The 23354-nt window shown below is 51.8% G+C and carries 24 protein-coding genes; 10 read left to right on the top strand and 14 right to left on the bottom strand.

Features of this window, described 5'->3' with window-relative positions:
- Window positions 1–104: 104 nt before the first annotated feature.
- Complete coding sequence (locus QY332_21330; GenBank protein WKZ36156.1) at window positions 105–311, bottom strand: YHS domain-containing protein; 207 nt, start codon at window positions 309–311, stop codon at window positions 105–107.
- Window positions 312–557: 246 nt separating this feature from the next.
- On the opposite strand from QY332_21330, the gene QY332_21325 reads away from it, so the two are divergent.
- From QY332_21325 to QY332_21305, 5 genes are read left to right on the top strand one after another with little or no spacing between them, the layout of a single operon-like run.
- Complete coding sequence (locus QY332_21325; protein ID WKZ36155.1) at window positions 558–1031, top strand: hypothetical protein; 474 nt, start codon at window positions 558–560, stop codon at window positions 1029–1031.
- Entirely contained in the window at window positions 1028–1507 is a 480-nt protein-coding gene (locus tag QY332_21320; GenBank protein WKZ36154.1) for a hypothetical protein, read from the top strand. The genes QY332_21325 and QY332_21320 overlap by 4 nt, the downstream gene beginning before the upstream one ends.
- Before the next feature lie 12 nt (window positions 1508–1519).
- Window positions 1520–2017: a ubiquinol-cytochrome c reductase iron-sulfur subunit gene (locus QY332_21315; protein WKZ36153.1), complete on the top strand. Its 498-nt coding sequence runs from the start codon at window positions 1520–1522 to the stop codon at window positions 2015–2017.
- Between the two features lie 12 nt (window positions 2018–2029).
- A complete protein-coding gene (locus QY332_21310; protein WKZ36152.1) occupies window positions 2030–2263 on the top strand; it encodes a hypothetical protein in 234 nt (77 codons plus the stop codon).
- Window positions 2235–3329, top strand: coding sequence for a L,D-transpeptidase (locus tag QY332_21305; protein WKZ36151.1), 1095 nt, complete (start codon window positions 2235–2237; stop codon window positions 3327–3329). The genes QY332_21310 and QY332_21305 overlap by 29 nt, the downstream gene beginning before the upstream one ends.
- A gap of 64 nt (window positions 3330–3393) precedes the next feature.
- Here the strand turns inward: QY332_21305 and QY332_21300 are convergent, their stop codons facing one another.
- On the bottom strand, window positions 3394–4251 hold the full coding sequence (locus tag QY332_21300) for an NmrA family NAD(P)-binding protein (protein ID WKZ36150.1): 858 nt from the start codon (window positions 4249–4251) through the stop codon (window positions 3394–3396).
- A 103-nt stretch (window positions 4252–4354) separates the two neighbouring features.
- On the opposite strand from QY332_21300, the gene QY332_21295 reads away from it, so the two are divergent.
- The 3 genes from QY332_21295 to QY332_21285 all read left to right on the top strand — a co-directional run bounded on the left by QY332_21295 (window position 4355) and on the right by QY332_21285 (window position 7506).
- Entirely contained in the window at window positions 4355–4915 is a 561-nt protein-coding gene (locus QY332_21295; protein WKZ36149.1) for a TetR/AcrR family transcriptional regulator, read from the top strand.
- 35 nt (window positions 4916–4950) lie between these two features.
- Window positions 4951–5580 carry an SDR family oxidoreductase gene (locus QY332_21290; protein ID WKZ36148.1) on the top strand — a complete coding sequence of 210 codons (630 nt, stop codon included), beginning with the start codon at window positions 4951–4953 and terminating at the stop codon, window positions 5578–5580.
- A 435-nt stretch (window positions 5581–6015) separates the two neighbouring features.
- The gene (locus QY332_21285) at window positions 6016–7506 is read left to right on the top strand and encodes a hypothetical protein (protein WKZ36147.1); all 1491 of its coding nucleotides are present in this window, start codon (window positions 6016–6018) and stop codon (window positions 7504–7506) included.
- Window positions 7507–8008: 502 nt separating this feature from the next.
- Here the strand turns inward: QY332_21285 and QY332_21280 are convergent.
- Window positions 8009–8398: a hypothetical protein gene (locus tag QY332_21280; GenBank protein ID WKZ36146.1), complete on the bottom strand. Its 390-nt coding sequence runs from the start codon at window positions 8396–8398 to the stop codon at window positions 8009–8011.
- A gap of 166 nt (window positions 8399–8564) precedes the next feature.
- Here QY332_21280 and QY332_21275 point away from each other — a divergent pair, with 166 nt between their 5' ends.
- Window positions 8565–10922: a tetratricopeptide repeat protein gene (locus QY332_21275; GenBank protein ID WKZ36145.1), complete on the top strand. Its 2358-nt coding sequence runs from the start codon at window positions 8565–8567 to the stop codon at window positions 10920–10922.
- 402 nt (window positions 10923–11324) lie between these two features.
- On the opposite strand, the gene QY332_21270 is transcribed toward QY332_21275, so the two are convergent.
- The 11 genes from QY332_21270 to QY332_21220 all read right to left on the bottom strand — a co-directional run bounded on the left by QY332_21270 (window position 11325) and on the right by QY332_21220 (window position 22546).
- Window positions 11325–11546, bottom strand: coding sequence for a hypothetical protein (locus QY332_21270; GenBank protein ID WKZ36144.1), 222 nt, complete (start codon window positions 11544–11546; stop codon window positions 11325–11327).
- Window positions 11547–11778: 232 nt separating this feature from the next.
- On the bottom strand, window positions 11779–13140 hold the full coding sequence (locus QY332_21265; GenBank protein WKZ36143.1) for an Ig-like domain-containing protein: 1362 nt from the start codon (window positions 13138–13140) through the stop codon (window positions 11779–11781).
- A 7-nt stretch (window positions 13141–13147) separates the two neighbouring features.
- Window positions 13148–14104 (bottom strand): hypothetical protein, encoded by a 957-nt coding sequence (locus QY332_21260; protein WKZ36142.1) that lies wholly within the window; start codon window positions 14102–14104, stop codon window positions 13148–13150.
- An 11-nt stretch (window positions 14105–14115) separates the two neighbouring features.
- A complete protein-coding gene (locus tag QY332_21255; protein WKZ36141.1) occupies window positions 14116–16122 on the bottom strand; it encodes a hypothetical protein in 2007 nt (668 codons plus the stop codon).
- A gap of 120 nt (window positions 16123–16242) precedes the next feature.
- Window positions 16243–17925, bottom strand: coding sequence for an AMP-binding protein (locus tag QY332_21250; GenBank protein WKZ36140.1), 1683 nt, complete (start codon window positions 17923–17925; stop codon window positions 16243–16245).
- A 33-nt stretch (window positions 17926–17958) separates the two neighbouring features.
- On the bottom strand, window positions 17959–18207 hold the full coding sequence (locus QY332_21245; protein ID WKZ36139.1) for an acyl carrier protein: 249 nt from the start codon (window positions 18205–18207) through the stop codon (window positions 17959–17961).
- Between the two features lie 18 nt (window positions 18208–18225).
- On the bottom strand, window positions 18226–19158 hold the full coding sequence (locus QY332_21240; GenBank protein WKZ36138.1) for an SGNH/GDSL hydrolase family protein: 933 nt from the start codon (window positions 19156–19158) through the stop codon (window positions 18226–18228).
- A gap of 84 nt (window positions 19159–19242) precedes the next feature.
- Window positions 19243–20349: a hypothetical protein gene (locus QY332_21235; GenBank protein WKZ36137.1), complete on the bottom strand. Its 1107-nt coding sequence runs from the start codon at window positions 20347–20349 to the stop codon at window positions 19243–19245.
- A gap of 115 nt (window positions 20350–20464) precedes the next feature.
- Window positions 20465–21961, bottom strand: a complete 1497-nt coding sequence (locus tag QY332_21230) for an MBOAT family O-acyltransferase (GenBank protein ID WKZ36136.1) — start codon at window positions 21959–21961, stop codon at window positions 20465–20467.
- A complete protein-coding gene (locus QY332_21225) occupies window positions 21962–22087 on the bottom strand; it encodes a hypothetical protein (GenBank protein ID WKZ36135.1) in 126 nt (41 codons plus the stop codon). It lies immediately after the preceding gene.
- A 72-nt stretch (window positions 22088–22159) separates the two neighbouring features.
- Entirely contained in the window at window positions 22160–22546 is a 387-nt protein-coding gene (locus QY332_21220; GenBank protein WKZ36134.1) for a hypothetical protein, read from the bottom strand.
- A gap of 106 nt (window positions 22547–22652) precedes the next feature.
- On the opposite strand from QY332_21220, the gene QY332_21215 reads away from it, so the two are divergent.
- Window positions 22653–23354, top strand: coding sequence for a phosphatidate cytidylyltransferase (locus QY332_21215; GenBank protein ID WKZ36133.1), 702 nt, complete (start codon window positions 22653–22655; stop codon window positions 23352–23354).

Here is a 23354-nt window from a genome sequence, read left to right as displayed (position 1 = left end):
GGATCGAATATCGTCCGCACTTATACAGCACCCACCCTCAAGTTGAACATACGCATTTTTGCCTAATACGTCATGCTTTATCTAAATTACTCACAAATTCGATTTCAAACTTTATCTTCTTCAATTCGAACATATTGATCGGGAATACGTTCAAAAAGATGTTTGCAGACCTCGGAGCAAAAGTAATAAGTCCTCCCTTTGTGAACAACCTGAAAGGGCGGGTTCTTTGGATCGACTTTCATTTCACACACAGGATCGATTTCAAACTCCTGCCCGGTCGGATAAAATTTCCGCATATTAAAACTATTCATGATACTTCTAGTCTCCTATTGGCTCACCGCATGAAGAACAAAAGCGAGCGTTCGATTCGTTTTGAGTTCCCCTCGATCACACATGGAAACTACTTAACGGCTGAAAATCCTACCCGATGAATGTAAAAAACACATGAAGAATTATTGAAGATCAACATAGGCAGTTTTGCCTACGCTTTGTTCAGCCACTTGGCGCAAGACGCCGCCCACTGCAAGCGCTATGATGACGCAAAAGGAATATTTTCGATGAAACGATTCTTCATTCCACTTGCGGCATTCCTGCTCGGCTCGGCGCTGATCGCCTCGTTCTACATCGGCATCCTCACCTGGGCGCAGGGCTGGGACTACGCCTCATCTCAATTCATCCGTGACCGTTGGTATGTCATCCCGATCATCCTCGGCTTTGGTATCCAAGCCGCGCTCTATTCCATCCTGCGATTCCGCCTGTTCATTCCAGTTACATCCACAGGACATGCCGGCTCAATGATAGGCGCGAGCGGAGGCGCATCCGCCACTGCGATGGTCGCGTGTTGCATTCATCATGTCACCGATGTTTTACCCATTCTTGGTTTGAGTGCGGCGGCAAGTTTTCTCACCCGTTATCAACGCCCCTTCATGCTTATCGGACTCGCCATGAACCTCATCGGAATTGGCGTCATGCTCTTCGTGCTTTATCGTGAACGACAAAAACTTCAACCTGTACTTCTGGAGACAAAATGAAACGACTCTTACTTCCCGCCCTTATTATTTTGACTTTTGTTATCACAGCCTGTTCAGCGACTTTATCCCCGCTTCCAACCCAGCCGCCATCTGATCCTGTTTCGACGGTATCAGCCTCCCCCGAATTTGACTCTGCCTCTCGCATGGACGACCAGGGAGCGATTATCTTTGAAGTCACCCCACTTAACTTGGACTCAGCGACTACCGAATCTGTTGAGTTCAATATTGTCCTGACCACCCATTCGATTGACCTGAGCATGGATCTAGCCGCAACTGCAACGCTCTTAACCGATACAGGAGTCAGCGTGAATTCAACCCTCTGGGATGCGCCGCGCGGTGGTCATCATGTGGAAGGAAAATTGATTTTTCCAGCGGCGCAGGATGGTAAATCCATTCTGGATGGAGCGACAAAGCTCACCCTCACCATTACCAACGTGGATGCCCCCACCCGCATCTTTGAATGGGAGTTGAAATAGCAAGAGGAAGAAATGGCGCACAAAACAGATATCAGCCGTCGTGACTTCATCAAATCGGTTGCCGGATTCGTCGGAATGCTCATCGGCATTGGGATCGGCCTTCCCTCCATTTTGTATCTTCTTTCGCCATCGCTTGAAAAAACGCAAGACGATTTAATCATCGATCTTGGCTCGCTTGAAAGATATCCGATTGGCATTCCAACCCGGTTTGAATTTACCCGCACCAGGGTCAACGGATGGGAACGGACGGCAACCAACTATGGCTTGTTCGTTCTGCGTAAGAGTGAAAGTGAAGTAAGGGTATTCTCTAACATTTGCACCCACCTTGGCTGTCGTGTTACCTGGCATCCTGACCAGGGACATTACATCAGTCCCTGCCATGACGGTCATTTTGATATGGTTGGTAATGTGGTCAGCGGTCCGCCGCCGCGTCCTCTGGATGAATTCACTGCTGAAATAAAAAATGGCAATCTCATTGTTTCCCTTCCGCCTGTAAAGCGGAAAGGGTAAAGGAAGGTTCACATGAATAAACGTCATATCTGGATCATGCTGCTTGGCTGCTTGCTTCCCATTCTGGGTCTGGCAGCTGTCCTGCTCCTGAAAGTCCCCGTCAATACAGTCGTCTATGTGGGGCTGGCATTGCTTTGCCCGCTGGCTCATTTTTTCATGATGGGCAACATGCACAATCACAACAGCCAGCCGGACCAGCATCACGATCATTCCGTCCATGACAAGACATCCACTCACTCGCCGTGATTTTCTAAAGATCGCCGCATTGGGCGCCGGCGCACTTGCCTTTCGACCATTTACCTGGCAGGGGATTTCAGAATTACAACAGTCGGAACTGTTGGGGCGTATCACGGTTGGCAAGGTGGATGTATATGCGCGCCCAGATGGGAATGAACAGATCGTGGGCGCTCTGTATGAGGATCAGGTTATCCCCTGGATTCGGGAAGTGGTTGGAACCATGCCCGGCAGGATCAATCAACGCTGGGTCGAGACTCCCTATGGTTATGTGTGGGGCGGAAACCTGCAACCCGTGCGCAACCTGCCAAATTCGCCAGTGTCCACTCTGCCAAGTACGAGTCTGGGACCTGGCATGTGGGTTGAAGTCACCGTTCCTTATGTAGACTTGATTCTCGATAATCCGCCATCGCGCGCACCGTGGCTCCAATACCGCGAATCGATTGGGCTGCCGGCGCGGTTCGTCTATAGTCAGGTGGTCTGGGTGGATCAGATTCGCGCCGAAGCGGATGGAAGAGTCTGGTATCGGTTGAATGAACGCTTTGGATCCGGCGACCTGTTCTGGGGTCCGGCTGAGGCGTTTCGTCCACTGACTGCGGATGAAATCGCTCCCGTTAACCCGGAAGCGGAAGAAAAAAGGATCGTGGTCAATATTGATTATCAAACCTTATCGTGCTATGAGGGAAAGAATGAGGTGTATTTCGCGCGTATTTCCAGTGGCGCACTGTACGATGCATGGGGCAATCCTGTGGATGCATGGGCGACCCCGGTAGGCGAATTCCCGATCTGGCGGAAGGCGATCTCCTTGCCATTAAGCGGTGGAAGTGCATCAGCAGGCTGGAGTCTGCCGGCTGTTGGGTGGGTCAGTTTATTCGTTGGCTCCGGTGTGGCAATCCATTCCACCTATTGGCACAACAATTATGGTGAACCCTCCTCACGAGGATGCGTCAACGCCAGCCCGGAGGATGCAAAATGGATCTTTCGCTGGTCTCAACCACTTGTATCTTACGACCCTGGGGATGTTACCGTGGAGATGCCAGGTGGAACCCGGGTGAGCGTTGAAAAGAAAGAGTTTTAGCCTATAGCATGAAGGGATAAGTAGGAGCGTTCATGCTGAATTAATTTGACTCGGTAATCTGAGATTACTTCCAGGCATCTTCATAATCTGTTACATATTGCCTGAATGTGATCGGGCTAATCCCAGTTAATCGCTCGACTTCATCTGTGATCGGTTCCGCCATTCCGAAACGTGTGGATGTGTACAAACCCGTCATCACCAGGGCAAACATGAAAGGCGTACCCCTGCGTATCGTCTCGATCAGGAAATAAAGCGGGTTCGGGTTGCGGTAGGTGATTCTTCGTCCCAATACCTCGCTCATGATCCTGGCTGCTTCCCAATAATCCAAGCGTTCACTGCCAGTCAGGTCGTAGTTCCTGCCGGCATGTCCATCCTCCAGCAAAGCCACCGCCGCCACCGCCCCGATGTCGCGCGCATCGACAAAGGCGGTTTTTGCCTTTCCCACCGGCACAAAAATCTCATTTCTTTCCTTGATCTCACGGCGATGGGTGGTATTCAGATTCTGCATAAAGAAACTACAGCGTAAAAAGGTTGTTTGCATGTTGATTGCCTTCAAATAGGTCTCCACCTTGTAGTGGGGGACATATTTTGTGTTCTCGATCCCGATCAGGGAGAGAAACACGGCATGGGTTACACCCGCGCGTTTGGCGGCATCCATCGAAGGAACCATATCCCGCTGGATGTTCGTGATATGCGGTGGACGCATGTAAAACATTGCCGTTACACCTGTAAACGTCTCTTCAAAAGTGGATGGATCGGTAAAATCAAAACGAACCGCTTCGACCACTTCGCCAAATCGCTCCCTGAGTCTATTCACATCCATATCCGCCGCGCGGACTTTTCCACCTCTGGCAAGTATCTGCCTTACGACCTCCGTACCAACATTTCCAAGCGCACCAATTACCAATATAAGGGATGACATTCTTTTGCTCCTGACTTGACCATATATAGACCAGTCGTTATAATAATTCAATAGTCGCATTTTGGAAAGATGACAAAAGACATTTTTTTGGACGGAGATTAATATGAGCAATGCCCGCGAACAAATCCTGCAAACCACCTGTGCCCTGCTGGAAAAACAGGGCTATCACGGCACCGGCTTGAACGAGATCGTCAAGGAAAGCGGTTCTCCAAAAGGCTCGTTGTACTATTATTTTCCAGAGGGCAAGGAACAGATTACGGCAGAGGCGGTCCTTCAATCCGGAAAACAAACTACCGAGCGGATTCGCCAGGGATTAACAGAAAGTTCCAACGCCGCCAAAGCAATTTCTGACTTCATTCTGAATATTGCGGAACATGTCGAACGATCCAGTTTTGCGGCGGGCAGTCCACTGACGGCTGTGGCGATGGAAACGGCGACCACCTCACCACGGATCAATGCAGCCTGTCACGAGGCGTATCAAATGTTGAAATCCGCCTTTCATGACAAGTTGATCGAATGTGGGTATTCGAAAACGAAAGCTGATGAATTGGCGACCTTCATTGTTTCTGCTATCGAAGGTGGGGTCATCTTGAGTCGCACATCGCATACTGCCGACCCGCTGCGCCTGGTGGCAAAACAATTGAAAATCTTGTTGGCTTTATAGCCATCATTGATAAGAAACAATTTCAAAGGAGTCTTATGAAGATCATAGTATTTGGTGCATCGCGTGGGGTTGGGCTGGAAGTGGTCAAGCAGGCATTGGAGGGAGGATATCAGGTGACTGCATTTGTGCGTTCCCCTGAGAAGTTCACGGTGACACATCCCAACTTGACCGTATTCAAAGGCGACTCGATGGATGCTGAAGCTGTCGAGAAGGCGATTGCCGGGCAGGATGCAGTCATCAGCGCCCTGGGTCCGACTCGTCCGCCTGTTCCCCACATGATGGAAACTTCAGCAAAAAACATAGTAGCCGGGATGAGGAAACATGGTGTGCGCCGGCTGGTCTCCACGACTGGCGCAGGAGTACGGCAACCCGAAGATCAACCTAAATTTATTGATCACTTCATCGGATTTCTGCTCAATCTATTGGCAAAAGATGTAGTGCTGGATTCTGCTGCAAATGTGAAGGTGATTCGGGAGTCTGATTTGGATTGGACGGTAGTGAGGTATCCGCGCCTGATGGATGGCGAACACAAAGGTAAGTATCAGGTCGGGTATGTAAGCAAGAGTTCGGGTACGCAACTTTCCCGTGCCGATGGCGCAGACTTTGTCTTGAAGGAACTGACCGAACTGAAGTGGTTGAAGAAATTACCAGTGGCAAGTTATTGACCTGAATTGGTCGGATTCGACTTTCCTTGATTGAAAGAACAGCGCCCCGACATGGGGCGCTGTTCTTTTTTTCTTTTTTTTGTCCAGTTCTACGTCCATAATTGGGCAAAACCAGCCTTGCGGTAACCATATACGGTGTTCCATTATGACAACATAGCGAAGGCTATATTGGGACAAGCTTGGGCGGTGACAGAAGTAGATTTCATATGGAATTTTATTCAAAAAATCAGATGTTTTGGCTTATTTTAGCGTTTTTTTCTTGTTTTAGGCGACAAATGAAGCTGGTCGATTGAACCAACATGGCAACCTGCTAAGTAATGGGGAAACAGAATCAGTTTACCATGTCCTTGGGATTCACTTTGCTTTTCACCTGGAACCGGTAAAATTATTTACTTCGCCGATTCACCGTGCAAATTCTTCGTATGAGGTATGCATATGACAGAAGCAACCTGGGGTATCCGATTTAATGAATATCCGGATTATCAGCGCTTCCATAAAGGGAACAAGCCAGAGGGGTGCCCGGAATGGCTTGAATCACATCGTATCTCCATCTGGCAAGAACAAGGGTTGATCATCTGGAATAACATCGACAGGAAATTAGAGTCTCTACGAGGCGCTGAAGCGCTGAGATTATTACATGAATTGAATTCGCAAGACACCTGGAAATCCGATGGCGTATCTGTTACTCGTTTAGTTCATCGATTCGATTTAAACCTAACACCCCGCAAGAAACGAAAGAAGGGTGAGCCAGATCCTGAAGTTGAAAAGCCCAAGGGTGAAGATGTTTACGAAGAAATCATGCATTTACCACCCGAAGCCGGCTATGAATTGATCGAGCTTCTGGAGTCAAAAAAACAACTTATTTCCCAGATGGCGGAGCAGGAGAAAAAACGCATTCAAGAGGCAATGAGACAAGTCTGGGACCTCATTATTGAGTCCTCCCATAACAAAGAGCTGAGCGAATTTGATTTCAAAACCAGATCCTTTGAGTGGCAAAGTGATGATTCTTCTCGCATGATTTGTCGCTATCTGACAGCCGAAGGGCGGATTTGGTTAGCCAATGATAAACTCTTTTGGAACACCTGCGTCAAACGAGAAGGCCACGTGGGGAATTCACACTATTTTGTGAAGTTGGTTGATGCAGTGGATTGGGTGGAAAAGGAAATCGTTGAGCTGGCAAACAAACCCGATGTGAAGAAGGAAGGGCGAATCCTAAGCGATGAAGAGATCAAAGCGAACCGTATCCGCCTAAAGGAGAAACTGATAAATGGACCCTATTGGATCGACGCCGCTCGGATGGAACCGCAACGAGTTACTTATAGGGTTCTAATCGATCTGGAGGTTAAACCTATTTCCTACACAAGCTTCGAGACCATTTGCGGTGACACCTATAAATATGCGGATCGTTATCCAGCTCCAAGTAAGCTCGCGAATGATATAAACCTTGACTCCAATCATTTCCAAATTGACCAAATGCTTGGAGATAATTCTGAGTACTTTCGGTTTACATCTCTCACCAATTATTATCAAGAAGCATCAGCGGCAGAGCAAGCTCAGAAATTTTGGAATCAAAGTCAGATTTTGCAACAGTTCAAAGCAGGTGAAATCATTCGTGGGCAATTTGGATACCAGGAAGTTGAGACAGGATTCATTGTCTTGCTAGGTACATGCGGACAGACTGCTCATATATGGCATGAGGAGAAGAGTCGGGGTGAATTTATGGAATGGAAGGCGCTGCGAGAATCACTGAGTTTTGCTCTGGACGTAAATGATTACCGCGATTTCCTGGGTGTGTCTAAGGAATTCATTGATGACGAACGACTATTGGAATTCATGCACGAAACCAGGAGTGACTCAAAGTTTATTCCGGATGAGGCAAGAAGAGAAAGCCGGGTTTGGTTGGCACAGCATAAGCCACTGAATTGAATACATCCCATCAACCAAGATGTAATCACCGCCCTGCTTAGGACACCTCCTTCCTTAATGACAGGGCAGCGGTACCAGAAGAACAATCCTAATTTTTGCCGCTATGAATCCCTGCCCCTAAGGATTCATGGCATCCTAAAATAAAATTACGCCCCTGCACAGAGGAGGCGTAATTAGTTTCATGAATTTGTCCTTGGCGACCCCTATATTGGGGCAAAACCAGCCTGGCAGTCACCATATACTGTGTTCCCTTGTGACAACTTAGTGAAAGCTATATTTGGATTCGCTTGGGCTATAGCGGTGGTCATGGAGCGATGATACCACTAGAGGCTTACCAAGCAGCAAGACTCGAGACCTGCGGTCAGATCTCGGGCAATCCTTTCGAGCAAATGTTTTTTTCAAACCCTGCACTGGTTCATTGCCAGTGCAGGGTTGTCGACGTGTGCTCGGGAGGAGAAGAAAGGAGGAGCCAGCACGTCCCGATGAGCACAACGGTGAGCCGTTAGTGACACAAGGCTCCAATATCATTCTTCGTCTGTACTGCTAATCCCCAGGCGATGTAAGACCGGGTCGCGGAGTCAAGGTTAAGGCCGTAGGTAGCATCCACACCGCAGGCCACCGCTTTGGCTTGCGCAATATAAGAACGGGTAGCCGAATCCGCCGTGCTGGGTTCCGCTTCGGCTGCCTTGGCCCACGCGGTGTAAGAACGGGTGGCAGAGTCCACCGTGCTGGCTTCTGCTTCGGCTGCCTTGGTCCACGCGGTGTAAGAATGAGTGGCAGAGTCCACATTGGCCACGAGGGATGCGGTAGCGTTAGCTTCCCGGACCACCAGAACAACGACAGCTAACAGTAAAATGGCAGTGAGCAGGCTGATGAAACGATTGACATACATTTTGATCTCCTTTTTGGTTCAACAAGTTATAATGTTTTCAGAGACCCGAGTTGGTCTCTACTATGCCCATACTGTAGCAAATCTCCCTTCCGGTTTGGTGGCACTAAGTGCCACAAAAAGTGTGACTTATTCGTAATCTGAAGCGATACTGTTTATTTAGAAATTGATGCAAGAACAACATTCTTTTGGCTACTGGCTCAGGCTCAACAGAAAGGCGCTCGATCTCACTCGAGAAGCTCTGGCTGACCGCGTCGGGTGTTCCGTATCAACCATTCGTAAACTTGAAGAAGAAGAACGGCGTCCCTCAAAACAAATTGCTGAGCTGCTCGCTGAAATCTTCAAGATTCCCGCGACTGAAAGAACAGCCTTTTTACGGTTTGCGCGTGGCGACTGGAGATCTGCTCCCAGCTTGGGGGACGAAGAAACCCGCTGGCGCGTCTCAAAACCAGAAATTCCCCAACATCCCCGTTCGAATTTACCGGCAACCTTCACTTCCTTAATTGGGCGGGATAAGGATATTGCGGCCGTCCATGACTATTTGACCAATCCAGATATCCGCCTGGTTACCTTGATCGGCGCGCCGGGCATCGGGAAAACGCGCCTGAGTATCGCCTCAGCGAGGGAGTCACTGGCTGATTTCCCCGATGGGATTTTCTTTGTCGCGCTGGCTCCGCTGGATCAGCCATCCTTGATACCTTCTGCCATTGCACAAGCGCTTGGATACATTGAAAAGAATAACCTGCCTCCCGAGGAAGGTCTCATCAAAGGCATCGTAAACAAACGAATGCTGCTTGTGCTGGATAACAGTGAGCACCTGATCGAAGATGTAGCCCGGCTCGCCTCTTCCCTCCTTTCAGCCTGCTCCCGCTTAAAAATCCTCACCACCAGCCGCGAAGCGCTACAAATCCCTGGTGAATGGCTTTATTCGGTACCTGTACTGGACCTGCCAAATAAGAACTCTGTCGTTGACATGGAAACCATTTCGGAGTTCCCAGCCCTGGTGCTGTTTGCCGAGCGTGCCCGCGCAGTTCGTTCCGATTTCGCACTGAACGCCGAAAACATCCGGGCCGTCGTATCCATCTGCTCGCAACTCGAAGGATTGCCATTAGCCGTCGAACTGATCGCCGCGCGCGTCAAGACGTTATCAATAGAGCAAATCGCTGCACGGCTCGATGACCGTTTCGCATTGTTAACCAGCGGTAGTCGAATCGCGCCCTCCCGACAACAAACATTACGCGCGACTTTGGATTGGAGCTATGAACTGCTGACAGAGCCGGAAAGAGAACTTTTACGACAACTTTCGGTCTTTGTAGGTGGTTTTACATTGGATGCGATCGAATCGGTGGTGCTTCTGGATACCAATCAATCGATTCTCGATGCGCTTTCACGCCTTGTGGACAAATCACTGCTGCTCGTCGAACAGCAAGATCAACCACGTTACCGGTTTCTTGAGCCAATTCGTCAGTATGCCAGAGATAAACTGAATGAGACCGGAGAATCGAACTTGATTCAAGATCGTCATCTTGAGTACTACCTCCGCGTCGCGGAGGAGGTGGAGCCGCACTTATTTGGCGCCGCGCAACAGGACTGGAAGGTTCGATTGGAGTTGGACCATGATAACTTGCGGGTCGCGTTGGCATGGTCGCTTGAAAGCAATCAAATCGAAGCGGGGCTGAAATTGGCAGGGGCGCTGGCATGGTTCTGGCACGGTAAGGGACATTTAAGCGAAGGGAACCTATGGCTGGAGAAAATCCTTGCAGCTGGAATCGGCAACCAGGGAAAGGAGCGAGCGAAGGCGCTGCGCGCATCCTCCATCCTATCAACAGGTACAGGCGATTACGTTCGAGCCAGAGCCTTTGCAGAATCAAGCGTTAAGTTATATCGAAAAATAGGAGACAACCGAGGCGCAGGCTTGGTGCTTGCTGACCTGGGCGCAAGCCTTCATTGGGGCGGCAAGGAAGAGGAGGCAATCGAGTCGCTCGAAGAGAGTTTGCGCCTGCTTCGGGCAACTGGCGAGCGTTGGGGGATCGCCTACGCACTCCTTTGGTTGGGCGATACGTGGTTCAGGATGGGAGATATTGAGCGCGCCGCCACAAGCTGGGAAGAGAGTCTGCGCCTCACCCGTGAGTTGGGGGATCCCTACCTGATGGCTTGGTCGCTTGGCGGTTTGGCGGATGTGGCGCGTCTGCGCGCTGATTACAAGCGTGCATCAGGAATGTTTAAAGAATCCCTGTCGCTGTATCAGAGTTCAGGAAATAAGTTCGGACCACCGTTCTCCATGGAAGCGCTGGCATTGGTTGCCGCTGCGATAGGGGATGCGAAGCGGGCAGCGCGTCTTTGGGGTGCCGCATCCGCCTGGCGCGAAGCGATCAACGAATCGCTCCCCCTGAGCTATCAGAGGGATTATGCTGCCGCTATTACCCAGGCGCGTACCCAACTTGGGGAGGAAGTGTATGCCTCCGCATGGTCGGAGGGCTACGCAATGACACCCGAACAAGCCATCACCCTGGCGTTTGATGAATAAATGCCTCCTGAACAAGATGAATTTCAAATGGCAACCCAAGATTTCCAATCAGCACGGTAGACGCCTAGACCAAAAAAACTGGGCAAGCTGTAAAGCCTGCCCCGCGCCGGGTCTCATGCAATTTGTTTATGGCTGTCTTGAAAAAGCACATCATCTAAGGAAAGTTAGCCATAAAACAAACCTTGCGGTTAGTTCTATGGAGTTTCCGGTCTGAGTATTTGATAAAAGCAATGTTTGGGTGGGCGAGGGCGGTTGCGGATGTCATGAAGCGATGATACCACCGCTACTGTAGTCCCCTCAATATCGCTTTCGTTGGCGCATGAGAGTGACGATCTCAGTAGATCATCGAGTGAGTGACAGGGCGGAGGCGGCTCAGTTCATTCAGTGGATTATCCGAGAGGATCACCATATCCGCCAGTTTGCCGGGGTGATGCTTCCCAACACATCTTCCTGGAAATCCGCATATGCGGCATCGATGGTCAGCGCGCGCATGGCTTGCTCCGCGGTAATGGTCTGATCGAGCATCCACGTTTCAGGCTGTACGCCAAGATTACCAACGCGGGTGACAGCCTGGTAAATGAGATGGATGGGCGAACCAAAGGGCGCGCCGGTGGGTTCATCCACATACAAAGTGGGCCAGGCGGAACCGTTTACGAAAATTACGTTCGACTCGGCAAGCGAGCGTCACGGAAATACCGAACCGGCTGGCTTATTTGGAAGAAAGAAGGACAAGCACAGTGAGATGGCTTCGATATTTCATAATCAGCCTTTCTTCAATTTAAGGATTCTGGCAGCTGAACAACGGCACGATGCCCGGTGCAAGTTTCCAACTGCATCCATTCGCCTCGCAGGAACCTTAATTGTTGAAACTTACTTCAATCACTCCGGGCGCGGCGATGCTGGTGTTGCCAGAATTATCTGTGATCAATACTTCCAGCGTATGAATACCGTTGGAAAACTTTCGGGTGTCCAACGAATATAGATATCCAAAATTGGTTCCTTTTGAAAGGGTGGGGTTGGCTTGTGCCACATCTGGTCTTGAATGACCATACTTTGCGGTTCCAATGACATTCCCATCCACAAGAACTTCAACTTTTTCGATGCCACGATCATCCAGCGCCCAGCCAGCCACATCCACCACTCCTGAAAGAGTTGCCCCGGCAGGGATGGAATCCATAAAGCCCTGCCCGTCCATGATGTCGGCGAATTGATAGCGTTCATGTAGGGCGGCAAACTGAACCCGCGCATCCTGCCAGTTGCCGATGTATAGGAAGACATTGACCTCCTTGCTGAGTTGAGGGCTGAGTTCCAGGCTTGCCAATGGAAGCAGGTAAAAACAGGAATTTTCGACGGGAGGCAGGTTATCAAAATAATTGTAGGTAAAGGCGGGGTAGTTCTGCGGGGCATACAGAAGCAGTCCCACTTCCTGGTCGTTGACGTAGCCTCCCCAATATTCGGTCGCCCTTGTGCCTCCCCGGTTTGGGGCGACCGGTGATTGTTCATCTACGAAGACCGCATCGTTTGTCCAGGGAGCGTTCCCCGCGTACGAGACAAAGCGGTAAAACGGACTGCGAACATAAGCAAAAGGAAGTTCCTGCGAGGCAATTAGATGACGGTCATCTCCTTCGTGTGTGAACCGGTATGTAAGTTGGATGAGGCGCGGGTCGCCCAGGAATTTTGCCCATGTCTCCACGATCACATCGGTTTCCACCGGGTTGTTCCGCCCGCCGCCCTTGTCGAGCGGGAACCATTGAATGTAGCGGGTTTTGAGATAGAACTCATTATCGGAAAATGAATATTCCAACGGCTCGTTGACATTATCGAACATATCTGATGGCGTTGGGTTCCAGCCGGTGTCATTGGGGTGACCGGTGCTCCCCTCTGTTGTACTGCCATCGTAAAAGGAAACACCGAGCAATCGTCCGCCATCATAGTTGTTGACCATGTTTTCGCCATCAAGCCAGATCTCGCGTATCACCCCGCCCCAGTATTTATCGAAGACGACCTTCACATTACTGCTTTGGAATATTAAATTCCTGCCGCTTTCTTCGAAAGTTGAATCAATGACGGGCAGAGGTTTGGGAGTTGGCGCGGATGGCGGTAAATTCGACGTGGGCGCTAAAGGATTGGGCGTCGGCACGTCAACCGATCCAGTGGGAAGTCCGCAGGCGAGCATGGACAGGATGAGAACGAAAACTGCAAGCAGGTATTTTTTCATGGATACTCTATGGGTTCTGGCAGCTGAACAACGGTACGATGCCCGGTGCAAGTTTCCAACTGCATCCATTTGCTTCGCAGGATGTCTGGTCAAGATAACTGGAGCAGGCGGGAGCCGAACCGCAGGCAAGCACGGCGATGTCGCCGAACACGGGGGTGCGTGTGGATGTGTCGCCCGAGTCGGTCTGGAGCACGGCTTGATATTGCATGGTTCCCTGATCAAAAGGTATGCTGTTGCCGAAGAGTCCGCCGACATTCACGGTCTGTTGATACAGGTCACCCCCCGCTGAATTCATGGATACGCTCTGCCATTCTGATGTGCTGCCTGCCTGGAAGCGGTAGAAAAGCACGATCACCTTGAGGCCTTGCGGATGACTGGCGCGGACCGTGAAAACGACTTCGCGCGTGCCGCAGCTTGTTCCGCCGATGTATACGGTGTTGGTGGATATGCTTTCGATGGAAACGGAGGCGGTTCCGGCAGGCGTCGCTGTGGATGCGGGCGTGGAGGTTGCCGTTGATTCCGGGGCCGGCGTGGATGTCTCCGACTCGCTGATCTCCGATGCCGGAATGAAATCATCGTCATCAGAGATGACAATGTTCGTCTGGGCAAAGTTGCTCCAATTGCCGGCATTGTCCTGAACGCGCATTTCAAGCAGATAGTCACCCGGCTCACTCAATCCGCAGTCCTGTGACAGAGTGACCAGCGAACTATTCGTATCCGGGCTGGGGATGGATGTACTCGACCCGTTGATCGAAAGCTCAAAGAGAACGATCCCATTCGGTGAAGCGCCGTGCGCCACGATATTGCACGGGTTCGGCGGCGCGAAAACCGTGCCGGGCAGTGGCGCATCGAACCAGGCGCGGGCGAGCGCGGCATCCTCTCCGGATAAATCAGCCGACAAATTGCACGCCGAGAGCAGGAGGACAAGCGACCATACAAAAAAGGGTTTAATTTTTGCTTTCATCGTCCTGCCTCCTAGGGAACAAAGAAATGGATTTCCAACTGGACATACGCCAGCTCCGATTCACAAACACCAGAACCATCCGTCGCCGGGTGCGGTGCGTTGAGGTATCGTAGAATGAAGCCGTGATTGGACTGCGGATTTTTCATCCAGGAATTCACCACAGACGTAACGTCCACTTCAGGAGAGTGGTTCCAGCCATTCAACGATGAAATCGGGCTGTAGTAGGCATACGAATTTAGGATATTTTTGCCAACAAAGTGATTCCCACCTCCCAAACCGGTCCAGTCCTGTTTGGCTTTACCCACGCCGCCCACACATAGAAGTTTGTAATTGGTTGCCACACCGCTGGCGGAATAATATGTGGAACTGGCTGCAAACTTCAATACAGCTTTTTGGATGATCGCGCCATTAATCAAACCCGGGTGCGGAAACTTCACCCCGCCGTCATAATCCCCCTGCGCGAAGCAGTCATTATCATCGTCATCCACAATATATGATCCAACCAGAACCTCCCCCGGCTGATTGCCAAAACCAAAGTTACTGTTGGCAAGTAAATAAGCATTTCCCGTGCCATACGTATCACAATCCCCATCCTGAACCCATTCCCCGCCGGATGTCAGCCAGTTAATCGGGTCCAATGTGATGTTTTGTGCCGCGGGTGGCTGCCCGGGGCAATATTCTGCAATCTCGGATGGCTCAAGCACCGGGTCATCGATATATGCCTGCACGCCATAACAGGGTGCCCCCCAGGGTAACGGCACGGCAACCACTTTTTGCTTTGGATTTTTAACACCCGCTATAAATTTGGGGGTTTTGGTAAGCGGGTCAATTTCATAGATATGATACCCGTCAATCTCGTTGAGCCAAAGGTCATACCCCGGCCAGTTGACTCTCGGCTCCCACTCCCATTGAAGGACGCGATATTGCTTTACGGAGGCATTCAATAGTGCATCGCACACAAATCCTGCCAGGACATTGCCATAATGTTTTGTACAATCTGCCGTGTCGGCAGGTTCGCGCATCGCAAACGGCGGCGGAATGGTTTTTGTGTTCCCCCCGCCGGTCTCCGGTGGATTTCCGCTTAATGGGATCTGCAGCTTGCCGGTCAACTGGAAACCCTGCCCAAGAATCACCAATTTATCAGCGGGCTGAAACACATCAAATTTCGTTTCCCCTTGTCCCAAAAACTTGAGCGTCCCGCCCAGCCAGCCCCAGCACCGCACCTGGATGACACCCTCGCTCCCTTTCGGAATAAAATCATATTGAATATATTTCAACGGCGACCCGCTGAAAAACGTGAAGGATTGTTTGGGGATCTTTATCCAATTTCCATCTCCGGCGGATGTATAACAATAGGATTTATCCACTGGCGTCAGAGGTGTAAACTCCCAGAAGATCAGCGGGATGGAAACCCCTTCGCCTCCCTGCCCGGACCCGTTGCCTGCTGCTCCATCCCCAATCGGGACCTGCACTGACGCCCCATCCGGCACCGGCTGTTCTGGATCAATATTGGGATTTGCACCCGCCATCTGCGCCGGCGGGACGCCAAAACCCGCGCCTATTTCTTCCAATGTCTGTCCATCCAATGCGGAAACTTGTACCAATCCATCCCCCTCCAGCACATTCACAATGACCGTCTGCGACTGCCCAACCTCACCATAAATATCAGTGACTCGTGCTGTCAGGCTGTAAATCCCCACCGACAGGGGCTGCCAGACCCAGGATGCATTCTCCAGAGAATTTTTCTCCACCCCCAGAGATACTCCATTTACGAACACTTCAGCGTTGAGCAGTGTATTCAATCCAACCGCTTGTAGTGTTACAGGCACATAGTCCCCCACTTCCACCTCATCGCCGCTGGCGGGTGACAGCAGGAAGACAAACACCGTTGCGGGTGGAGATGCATCCGCTATTTCAGCGCCTAAGTATAAAAACCACCATCCTGCCCCCATCAAAAGGATCAAGAGTGCAATAAAACCACCCACTACGAAACAACCACGGCGAGATCGATTCTTCATACGAATCCTCCTGGTTACAGGCGGTAGTTTTAGTAACTACCGAGACATCAGTTGTTGAAAAGATTATTGCATTTTTTAGAAGTCAATCCAATCACCCCCTGCTCCTAATTGGGATTATTTTCACATATTCCCAAGTTCCTTCAGAAATTTTTCTTTATTTGCCGAGCGCGCCGTCTTGCCGCTGGAGGTCTTGATGATCCACTTGTCATCCACCACCTTGACGTGGCGCAGGGCGATGGCGGAACTTTTTGTGACGTGTTTGCGGATGGCGTCCGCGATCGCCTCTTGTTCCGACGGGACGGTTGATTCTGATTCGGCGATGATGACCACCTCCTCCGTGCCTTCTTCTTCGTCGTACATGCCGAATGCAACGGTTCGTCCCGCATGCACGCCGGGCACTTCGCTGGCGAGCGCTTCCAAATCCTGCGGATAGACGTTCTTGCCGCCAACGATGATCAAGTCTTTCTTGCGCCCGGAAATGTACAGCTCGCCGTCTGCGATGTAGCCGTAATCACCTGTCAGATACCAGCCGTTTTTCATGGCGGCTTCGGTCGCGTCGGGACGGTTGAAGTATTCGGTCAACATGCAGTCGCTTTGCACAGCGATCTCACCGACAGAGCGGTCAGGCAGTTCGTTAAAGTCTGTATCCACCACGCGGATGCGGGTGTTGGGAAGGGGATGTCCGGATGTGGTCATCTTCATGGAGGGCTGACCCGCTACAGGCGGAGTCGCGAGGCGCTGCGTCATGAAGGTCTCGCGGTCGATCTCATCCACGGTTGGGATTTCATCCAATGGGCTTTGGGTGACAGCAAAGACGTTCTCCGCCATTGCATAGCACGTTTGCAGCACGGACTTCTTCAAGCCATATGCCGAGAATTTTTCAAAGAAGAGGTCGTGGCTTTCGACATGCACGGGCTCGGAGCAGTTGATGATGGCGCGCCATGAGGAGAGGTCCACTCCTTCGAGATTGCGCTCGCGAATTTTATGGGCACAAAAGTTGTAGGCGAAATTCGGCAACCAGGAGAGTGTGCCTTTGTATTGCGAAACGGCTTGATGCAGGCGGTAGGGCGCGCGCACCCAGTCAAAGGGCGACATGTCCACGAGCGGGATGCGCAACAGCACGGGCAGAAGGAAGCAGGCGATGAAGCCCATGTCGTGATAGAGCGGCAGCCACGAAACGATGACGTCTTTATCCGGATCAAGTTTGATGGCCTTGCCATACGCATCAAGTTGATTTAACACAGCGCGATGCGAAAGCGCCACGCCTTTTTGCAAGCCCGTTGTGCCTGATGAATGCTGCAACACGACGATATCTTCGGGCGAGGATTTGAATCCTTGCAGGGAATCAAAATTGGGTTCGGCTTCCGCTTCGGTCTGATTTGTGAGAATGACATGACGAACCGAATCGCCTTCGACCAGCGCGCTGCGGACTTCTGATTCAAATTCAGGATATGTGACAATGGTGGCCGGCTTGGTGATGGAGATGAGCGAAGCAAGGTCGGCGCGGTATTTTTCGGGTGCGAGTTTTTCCGTCAGGAACGGCATGATGGACGGAATCGCGCCGTGCAGGATGGCACCCCAAAATGAATAGATGAGGTCTTCGCCGTGCTGCAAAATAAGGATGACCACCTCGCCAGGTTGGATGCCTTCGCGAGCGTAGCTGAGAGCGTAGCGATTTGCGCCGCGGATGAGGTCGCGATAGGTGAGATGCGTATCGGGTTGTCCTGCGTGCTGCAGGATGATGCTGGTCTTATCAGGGGCGTCCTGATAGGAGTGTTGGAGGAGCTTTGGGAGGGTGGTCATGTATGTCTCTGCAGAGCGACTGGCCAGTCGCCCCTACGATTTACGCGATGTAATCAACGCAGCAAGTTGATCCAGGGTATCGAACGTATCCGCATTCAATTCGGTGTCTTCGATGCGGACGCTGAAGGTGTCTTCGATGAAGAGCGCAAGGTCCATCAGGCTGAACGAGTCGATCAGTCCGCTGGAAATGATGGCCTCATCCGCGGCGATGACCTTGCCCGGCTGTTTGAGGATCTTTTCGGCTATGAATTTAGCGAGGGAGGCGATGATTTCGGTGGTCATGTTTTTTCCTTTTTCTATTTAGTGATTCAACCCAATTCTCACCGCGTCCAATGCCTGCAAGGCGGTCAGGTTGCGCCAGGGCCAGCCTCTCAGCATGTTCCTGGGCTGGTCGAAGAAGTTGCGTGAGAAGGAAAGGTGGAAGCCATCATTCAACTCGGTGTCGAAGCCAGTATTCGGCAGGGGTTGAAGCGCGGCCCAGAAATTCCACAGTGGGATATCGTATTCCACAGCGATCTTTGCGATCTCGGCATTGATGCTGTGGTCGCCTTCGAGGTTGTCGCCTTTGGTGGCGAGGATGGGAACCACACCCTGTTCGAGCGTATATTCGATAATCTGGCGCATGTATCTGCCATAATCATCGGCGGGGCGGTCGTTGAAGTTGGTCTCGAGGCTGATGATTGCAATGCTGGGGTTGTGCATACGGAATTCACACGCAATCGGTGTCTCACCCTTTTCACATTGCTTCGGATCGGCGCGCAACGGCGTGAGGATGGCAGCGACATTATATCCGTCACGCATGGCAAGACTGGTGCGGGAGAAGGAGCCTTGATAATAATCAATCGTATCCTGCAAATGAGCATGGTCTTCGCCGAGGCTGTACCAGCCTTCGTGGTCGAAATCAACAAGATAAAAGCCTGTGTTGGTCTGACAGTCGCCGACCTTCGCGAACGCGTTTGGGTCATTCCCCATTTCCAACCCGCGTCTGTAGACTTCCTTCATTGATTCGCTGACCATGGGCACAATGGGCAGGGATTTCCATTCATCGGGTGCGAGGGTCGGGCGCGGCATGGCGCTGGGAACTTCAGAAGTCGATTCCACAACCATGGTTACAACTTCAGTTGCTTCCACTGGCGCGGACGTGGATTCCGCTTCAGGTTGTGATGTCACTGGCGTGCTGGTGCAGGCGGCCAGTAAAACAACGATTAATGGAAAAAAAGATCGGACCTTCATACAAACTCCTGTTTTCAACTATGGGGGCGACCCATCCATGATGGTGAACGTACTCGACCAACCAAGGCGGGTCGCCCCTGCGGATTATTCACACATTTCCAAAATGTAGGGCGCGAGATTTTCTGCTACTAATTTTTCTCCCGCAGGCGTGAGGTGGATTGCACTGTTGGTGAATTCATTGGCTGGGACGATGTTCCACAAGTCCACATACGTCCAGCCGTTTTGCGCACTCAACGCGATCATCATCTCGCGGTAATCATCATACGCCCAGCGCGGGTAGAAAAAATTATAGCGGATATCGCTGTTCGCGCCTGAACTTATTAACATGGGCTCATTTACGAGCAGCATCGGCGTCTCGTCCGCCACGCGGAACCCTGTCTCCAACGCGTTCAGCGCAAGACCGTCTTCATTCAAATCAGGCAGGGTGAAATCGTGATACCTTTCATCCGCATCAAAATCGGTTTGGGCACGTTCGTAATTGGTGGGGTAGAACTGGTCAATGCCTGTGGATGCCCACATCACCCCATAAATTTGAAGACGGAGGATATCTGCCCATGAGCGGCGGTCGCCGACGAAGGTTTTACCCCAGAAGGATTTTTTCACCAGATTGGGATCATCCGCCTCGACTCTTAACCCATAGTTGGTTGCCAGTCCCCGAACCGTTTCTTCGTTGTTAGCCACCAGCGGCGTGGACGTTTGCTTTTCCAACGGGAACGCATCGAGCGTGGTCATCCAGATGACAAGGTCGGGGTCGTATCCCATTCCATGGGAGAGCAACATCACATCTTTGGTCAGTGAGATGGTGGGATACCCAAGGTTATACACGCGGACATTTTTTCCGCAGGCGTTGAGGTTATCTTGGTTGAGTTGTCCTGCCAAAGTTTCTTCGGGTTTGAGCAACGTGCCCCACACTGACGAGTCTCCCACGATGATGACGCGGAATTCATCGTCACCTTTGGACATACCAGCGATGACATGTGAGGCGAACATCGCGTCAAGGTTGAAGAGGCTGAGGTTGTAGGATTGTTTGGGGTTCTCGCCGAAGGGAAGCCGCTCCCGCCCGGGATAGAGGCTGTTGTAGAGGGAGAGCTGTCCAATCCCCGGCTGCCATGCGGCGATGACGAGGGTGAAGAGCAGGAATAAGAGCAGTCCCTTGAAAAGGACGTTAAGGGGTTTGATTTCTTGGTTCATAAGAGTTTCATGTCATTGCGAGTCTTCGTGAAGCAATCTCCCAATTGTCATGAGGTTGCTTCGCTTGGTCTGGATACGCCGCTGGGCGTCTACTCGACCAGCGCTCGCAACGACATTAGTTGACTCCAAACAATATCAAAATGACCTGCCATGACGTGGCAGGTGATGAAAGCGCAAAGAAAACCCAGCCCAATGCCACAAAGTGGAACGTTAACAAGATGCCGCTACTATTCAGCATCGCCTCTCGAGCGGGTGTAGTTGCCCATGCCGCGGCTTTGGCTTTGGTGGCGTCGTTCCAGCGGTTGTGGATGAAGAGTCCCAGCCCGTGCCACAAGCCCCAGAGGGTGAAGTTCCATGTGATGCCGTGCCAGAAACCGATCAGCAGCATGGTGGCGACTTGGGTCAGCAGGATCATCATTGGGATGGACATCGGTTTTTGCCAAGACCTGAGCCAGCGGGTGATGGGATTGAAGAAGTACGCGCGGAACCACTGGGTGAGAGTCATGTGCCAGTTGTTCCAGAATTGGGTCAGGTTGGGTTTGAGGTAGGGAGATGCGAAGTTCTCGGGCAGTTTGATTCCGAGCAGTCCCGCGATGCCAAGAGCAATGTCGGTGTAGCCGCTGAAGTCGAAGTAGATCTGGAAGGCGTAGGCGTAGACGATGACCCACATCCATAAGGTGGACGTCACTTGGGCTGCGTTTGCCTCGTTCAGGGCGATGAGGGCGAGAGAGTCGGCGAGAACGAATTTTTTGAAGGTGCCTATCAGCAGTCGCTGACCCGCGGGGTAGACTGTTTCGTTTAACCACGAAGACTCAAAGGCACGAAGCCGCGAAGATTTTTCGCTTTGAGTCATAGCGTCTTTGTGACTTTGTGGTGAAGGAACGGCTCGTAAATCTTTGATGAAGCGCTCAAGGCGGTCAATGGGTCCGGCGGTGAAGGCGGGGAAGAAGATGACGTAGGTCAGGTATTCACCCAAGTCCACGGATGGCAGTCGTCCCATCTGGCGGTCGCGCAATGTATGGAGGAGGCGAAATGCCACGTAGGAGAATCCAAGCCAGTGGAAGTCGTTGGCGGAGACACTCGTCAGCGATTGGCTCATCAACGCGCGGAGTCCGTAACTTAGCCAATACGTCAGCGCTGGGATTTTCAGAACAAGAAAAACTACGATCAGGATGAAAATGCCAATGACGAGCAGGGTCACGTTGAAGCGGTTCAGGTGCGCCGTTCCAAAAAAGACCATGCCTGAGATTGCAATGACCGCCAGCAAGGTTTCGATCGGTGGCGGACGCGAGGCGGTGAGAATCTGTGCGATGGGGAAGTAGCGGGTGAGGCTGAGCAGGAGGACGATGCCTGCGACGAGAGCGAAGACGCCCCAGTTTTTTCTTTTGCGCCGGGCTTCGTCATTCGCAGTGATATACCAACTGAAAATGGCGATGACGAGCGTTGCGACGGGAATCCAAAAATCGAATCCGCGGATGGGGAGGGTCGGCTGCAGCCAGAAGATGACGAGCACGCTGGCGATGAGCATGAACCACGTCCGCCCGCGGTCGCGCAGGAGGGCTGCCCAGAGAAACGAGGCGGCGGCGAGAATCAGGATGTTTTCAAGCGCCATTTAGAAGCCTTGATAGATCCACGTCGGGCTGCTGTCTGCGGTGACGATGACGAGGGCGATGAGGATGAGGCAGAGCAGGAGGGCGAGGAGGTTTTCGCGGGTGAAGAGCTTCATTTCTTTAAACACGAAGGACACCAAGGGCACTAAGGAAAAACCTTAAAACCTTTGTGTACTTCGTGTCCTTTGTGTTTAATATTCTTAGCGAACGCCGCACACGAGCCAGTCACCGCTTTGGTTGATGACTTCGTAGGTACGGGCGGAAAGATCGAGTACCTGCGGTTCGCCTCCATAGCTCATCTGGAAGGTGCCCTGACAATCCACGAGAGTTTTATCTCCATCCGTACCTGATTCGGCGCAGGCCATGCCTTCCACGGTGACTTCGACGAGGGCGAAGGAGTCGAGTTCGAGCAGGGCGTCATCTTCCCAGTCGGCGCAGGAGTTGGAGATGAGTGCCGCTTCGTCTTTGGCAGCGAGGGCGGTGATGTAGCCCTCCACGGCGGGAGCCGCGCGGCCAGAGGTGGACGCTCCGCAGGCGGTGAGAATGATGCTCAGGGCGAGCATGAATACGATAATTCGTTTGTGCATAATTAACCTCCGTTGGTTGGTAAAGGCAATGGCGGATTATAGCTCAGGAATATCTTTTCATTCAAACGCGGGTTCTAATCTGCAAATCAAAAATCAGGAGATTCCCTTGAACAATATCATCGCACTTATCGTCACCTTTGCCGCTTCACTCGCCTTTCTGCGTTTGATGAACCACATCGCCCAGCGCGGCTGGCTGGATGGCAAACTCAGCCGCAAGCTCATTCACATTGGCACGGGCCCGCTGTTCGTATCCTGCTGGTTCCTGTTCAATGACGACCTGTCCGCACGGTGGCTGGCGGCGTTGGTTCCATTTGCGATCACGGTCCAGTTTGCGTTGGTCGGACTGGGAGTGATAAAAGATGAAGCGTCCGTGCAAGCCATGTCCCGCACGGGCGACCCGAGGGAGATCCTGCGCGGTCCGCTATACTACGGAATCATGTTCGTTGCCTTGACGTTGGTCTACTGGAAGGATTCCCCGATCGGCATTATCGCGTTGATGATGATGTGCGGCGGCGACGGCGTGGCGGATATATTTGGCAGGCGCATCGCTTCGCCGAAACTGCCGTGGAGCAGGGACAAGTCCATTGCGGGGACGGTGAGCGTCTTTCTGGGGGGATGGCTGATGTCTGCGGCGATGATTTTTACCTATCTGGCGGGGGGAGTCTTCGCGGGTGCATTCACCAATTATCTTCTGCCAATCACTGGAATTGCATTGGTGGGTGCAGTGGTCGAGTCACTGCATTACAAGGATATTGATAATATCAGTATGACGCTGGCGTCCGCGCTGGTGGGGCATTGGTTCTTTTAA

This window comes from Anaerolineales bacterium, from assembly GCA_030583885.1.
GTDB lineage: Bacteria > Chloroflexota > Anaerolineae > Anaerolineales > Villigracilaceae > Villigracilis.
The sequence above is the reverse complement of the archived record's forward strand: the minus strand, read 5'-3'. Positions and strand labels throughout refer to the sequence as shown.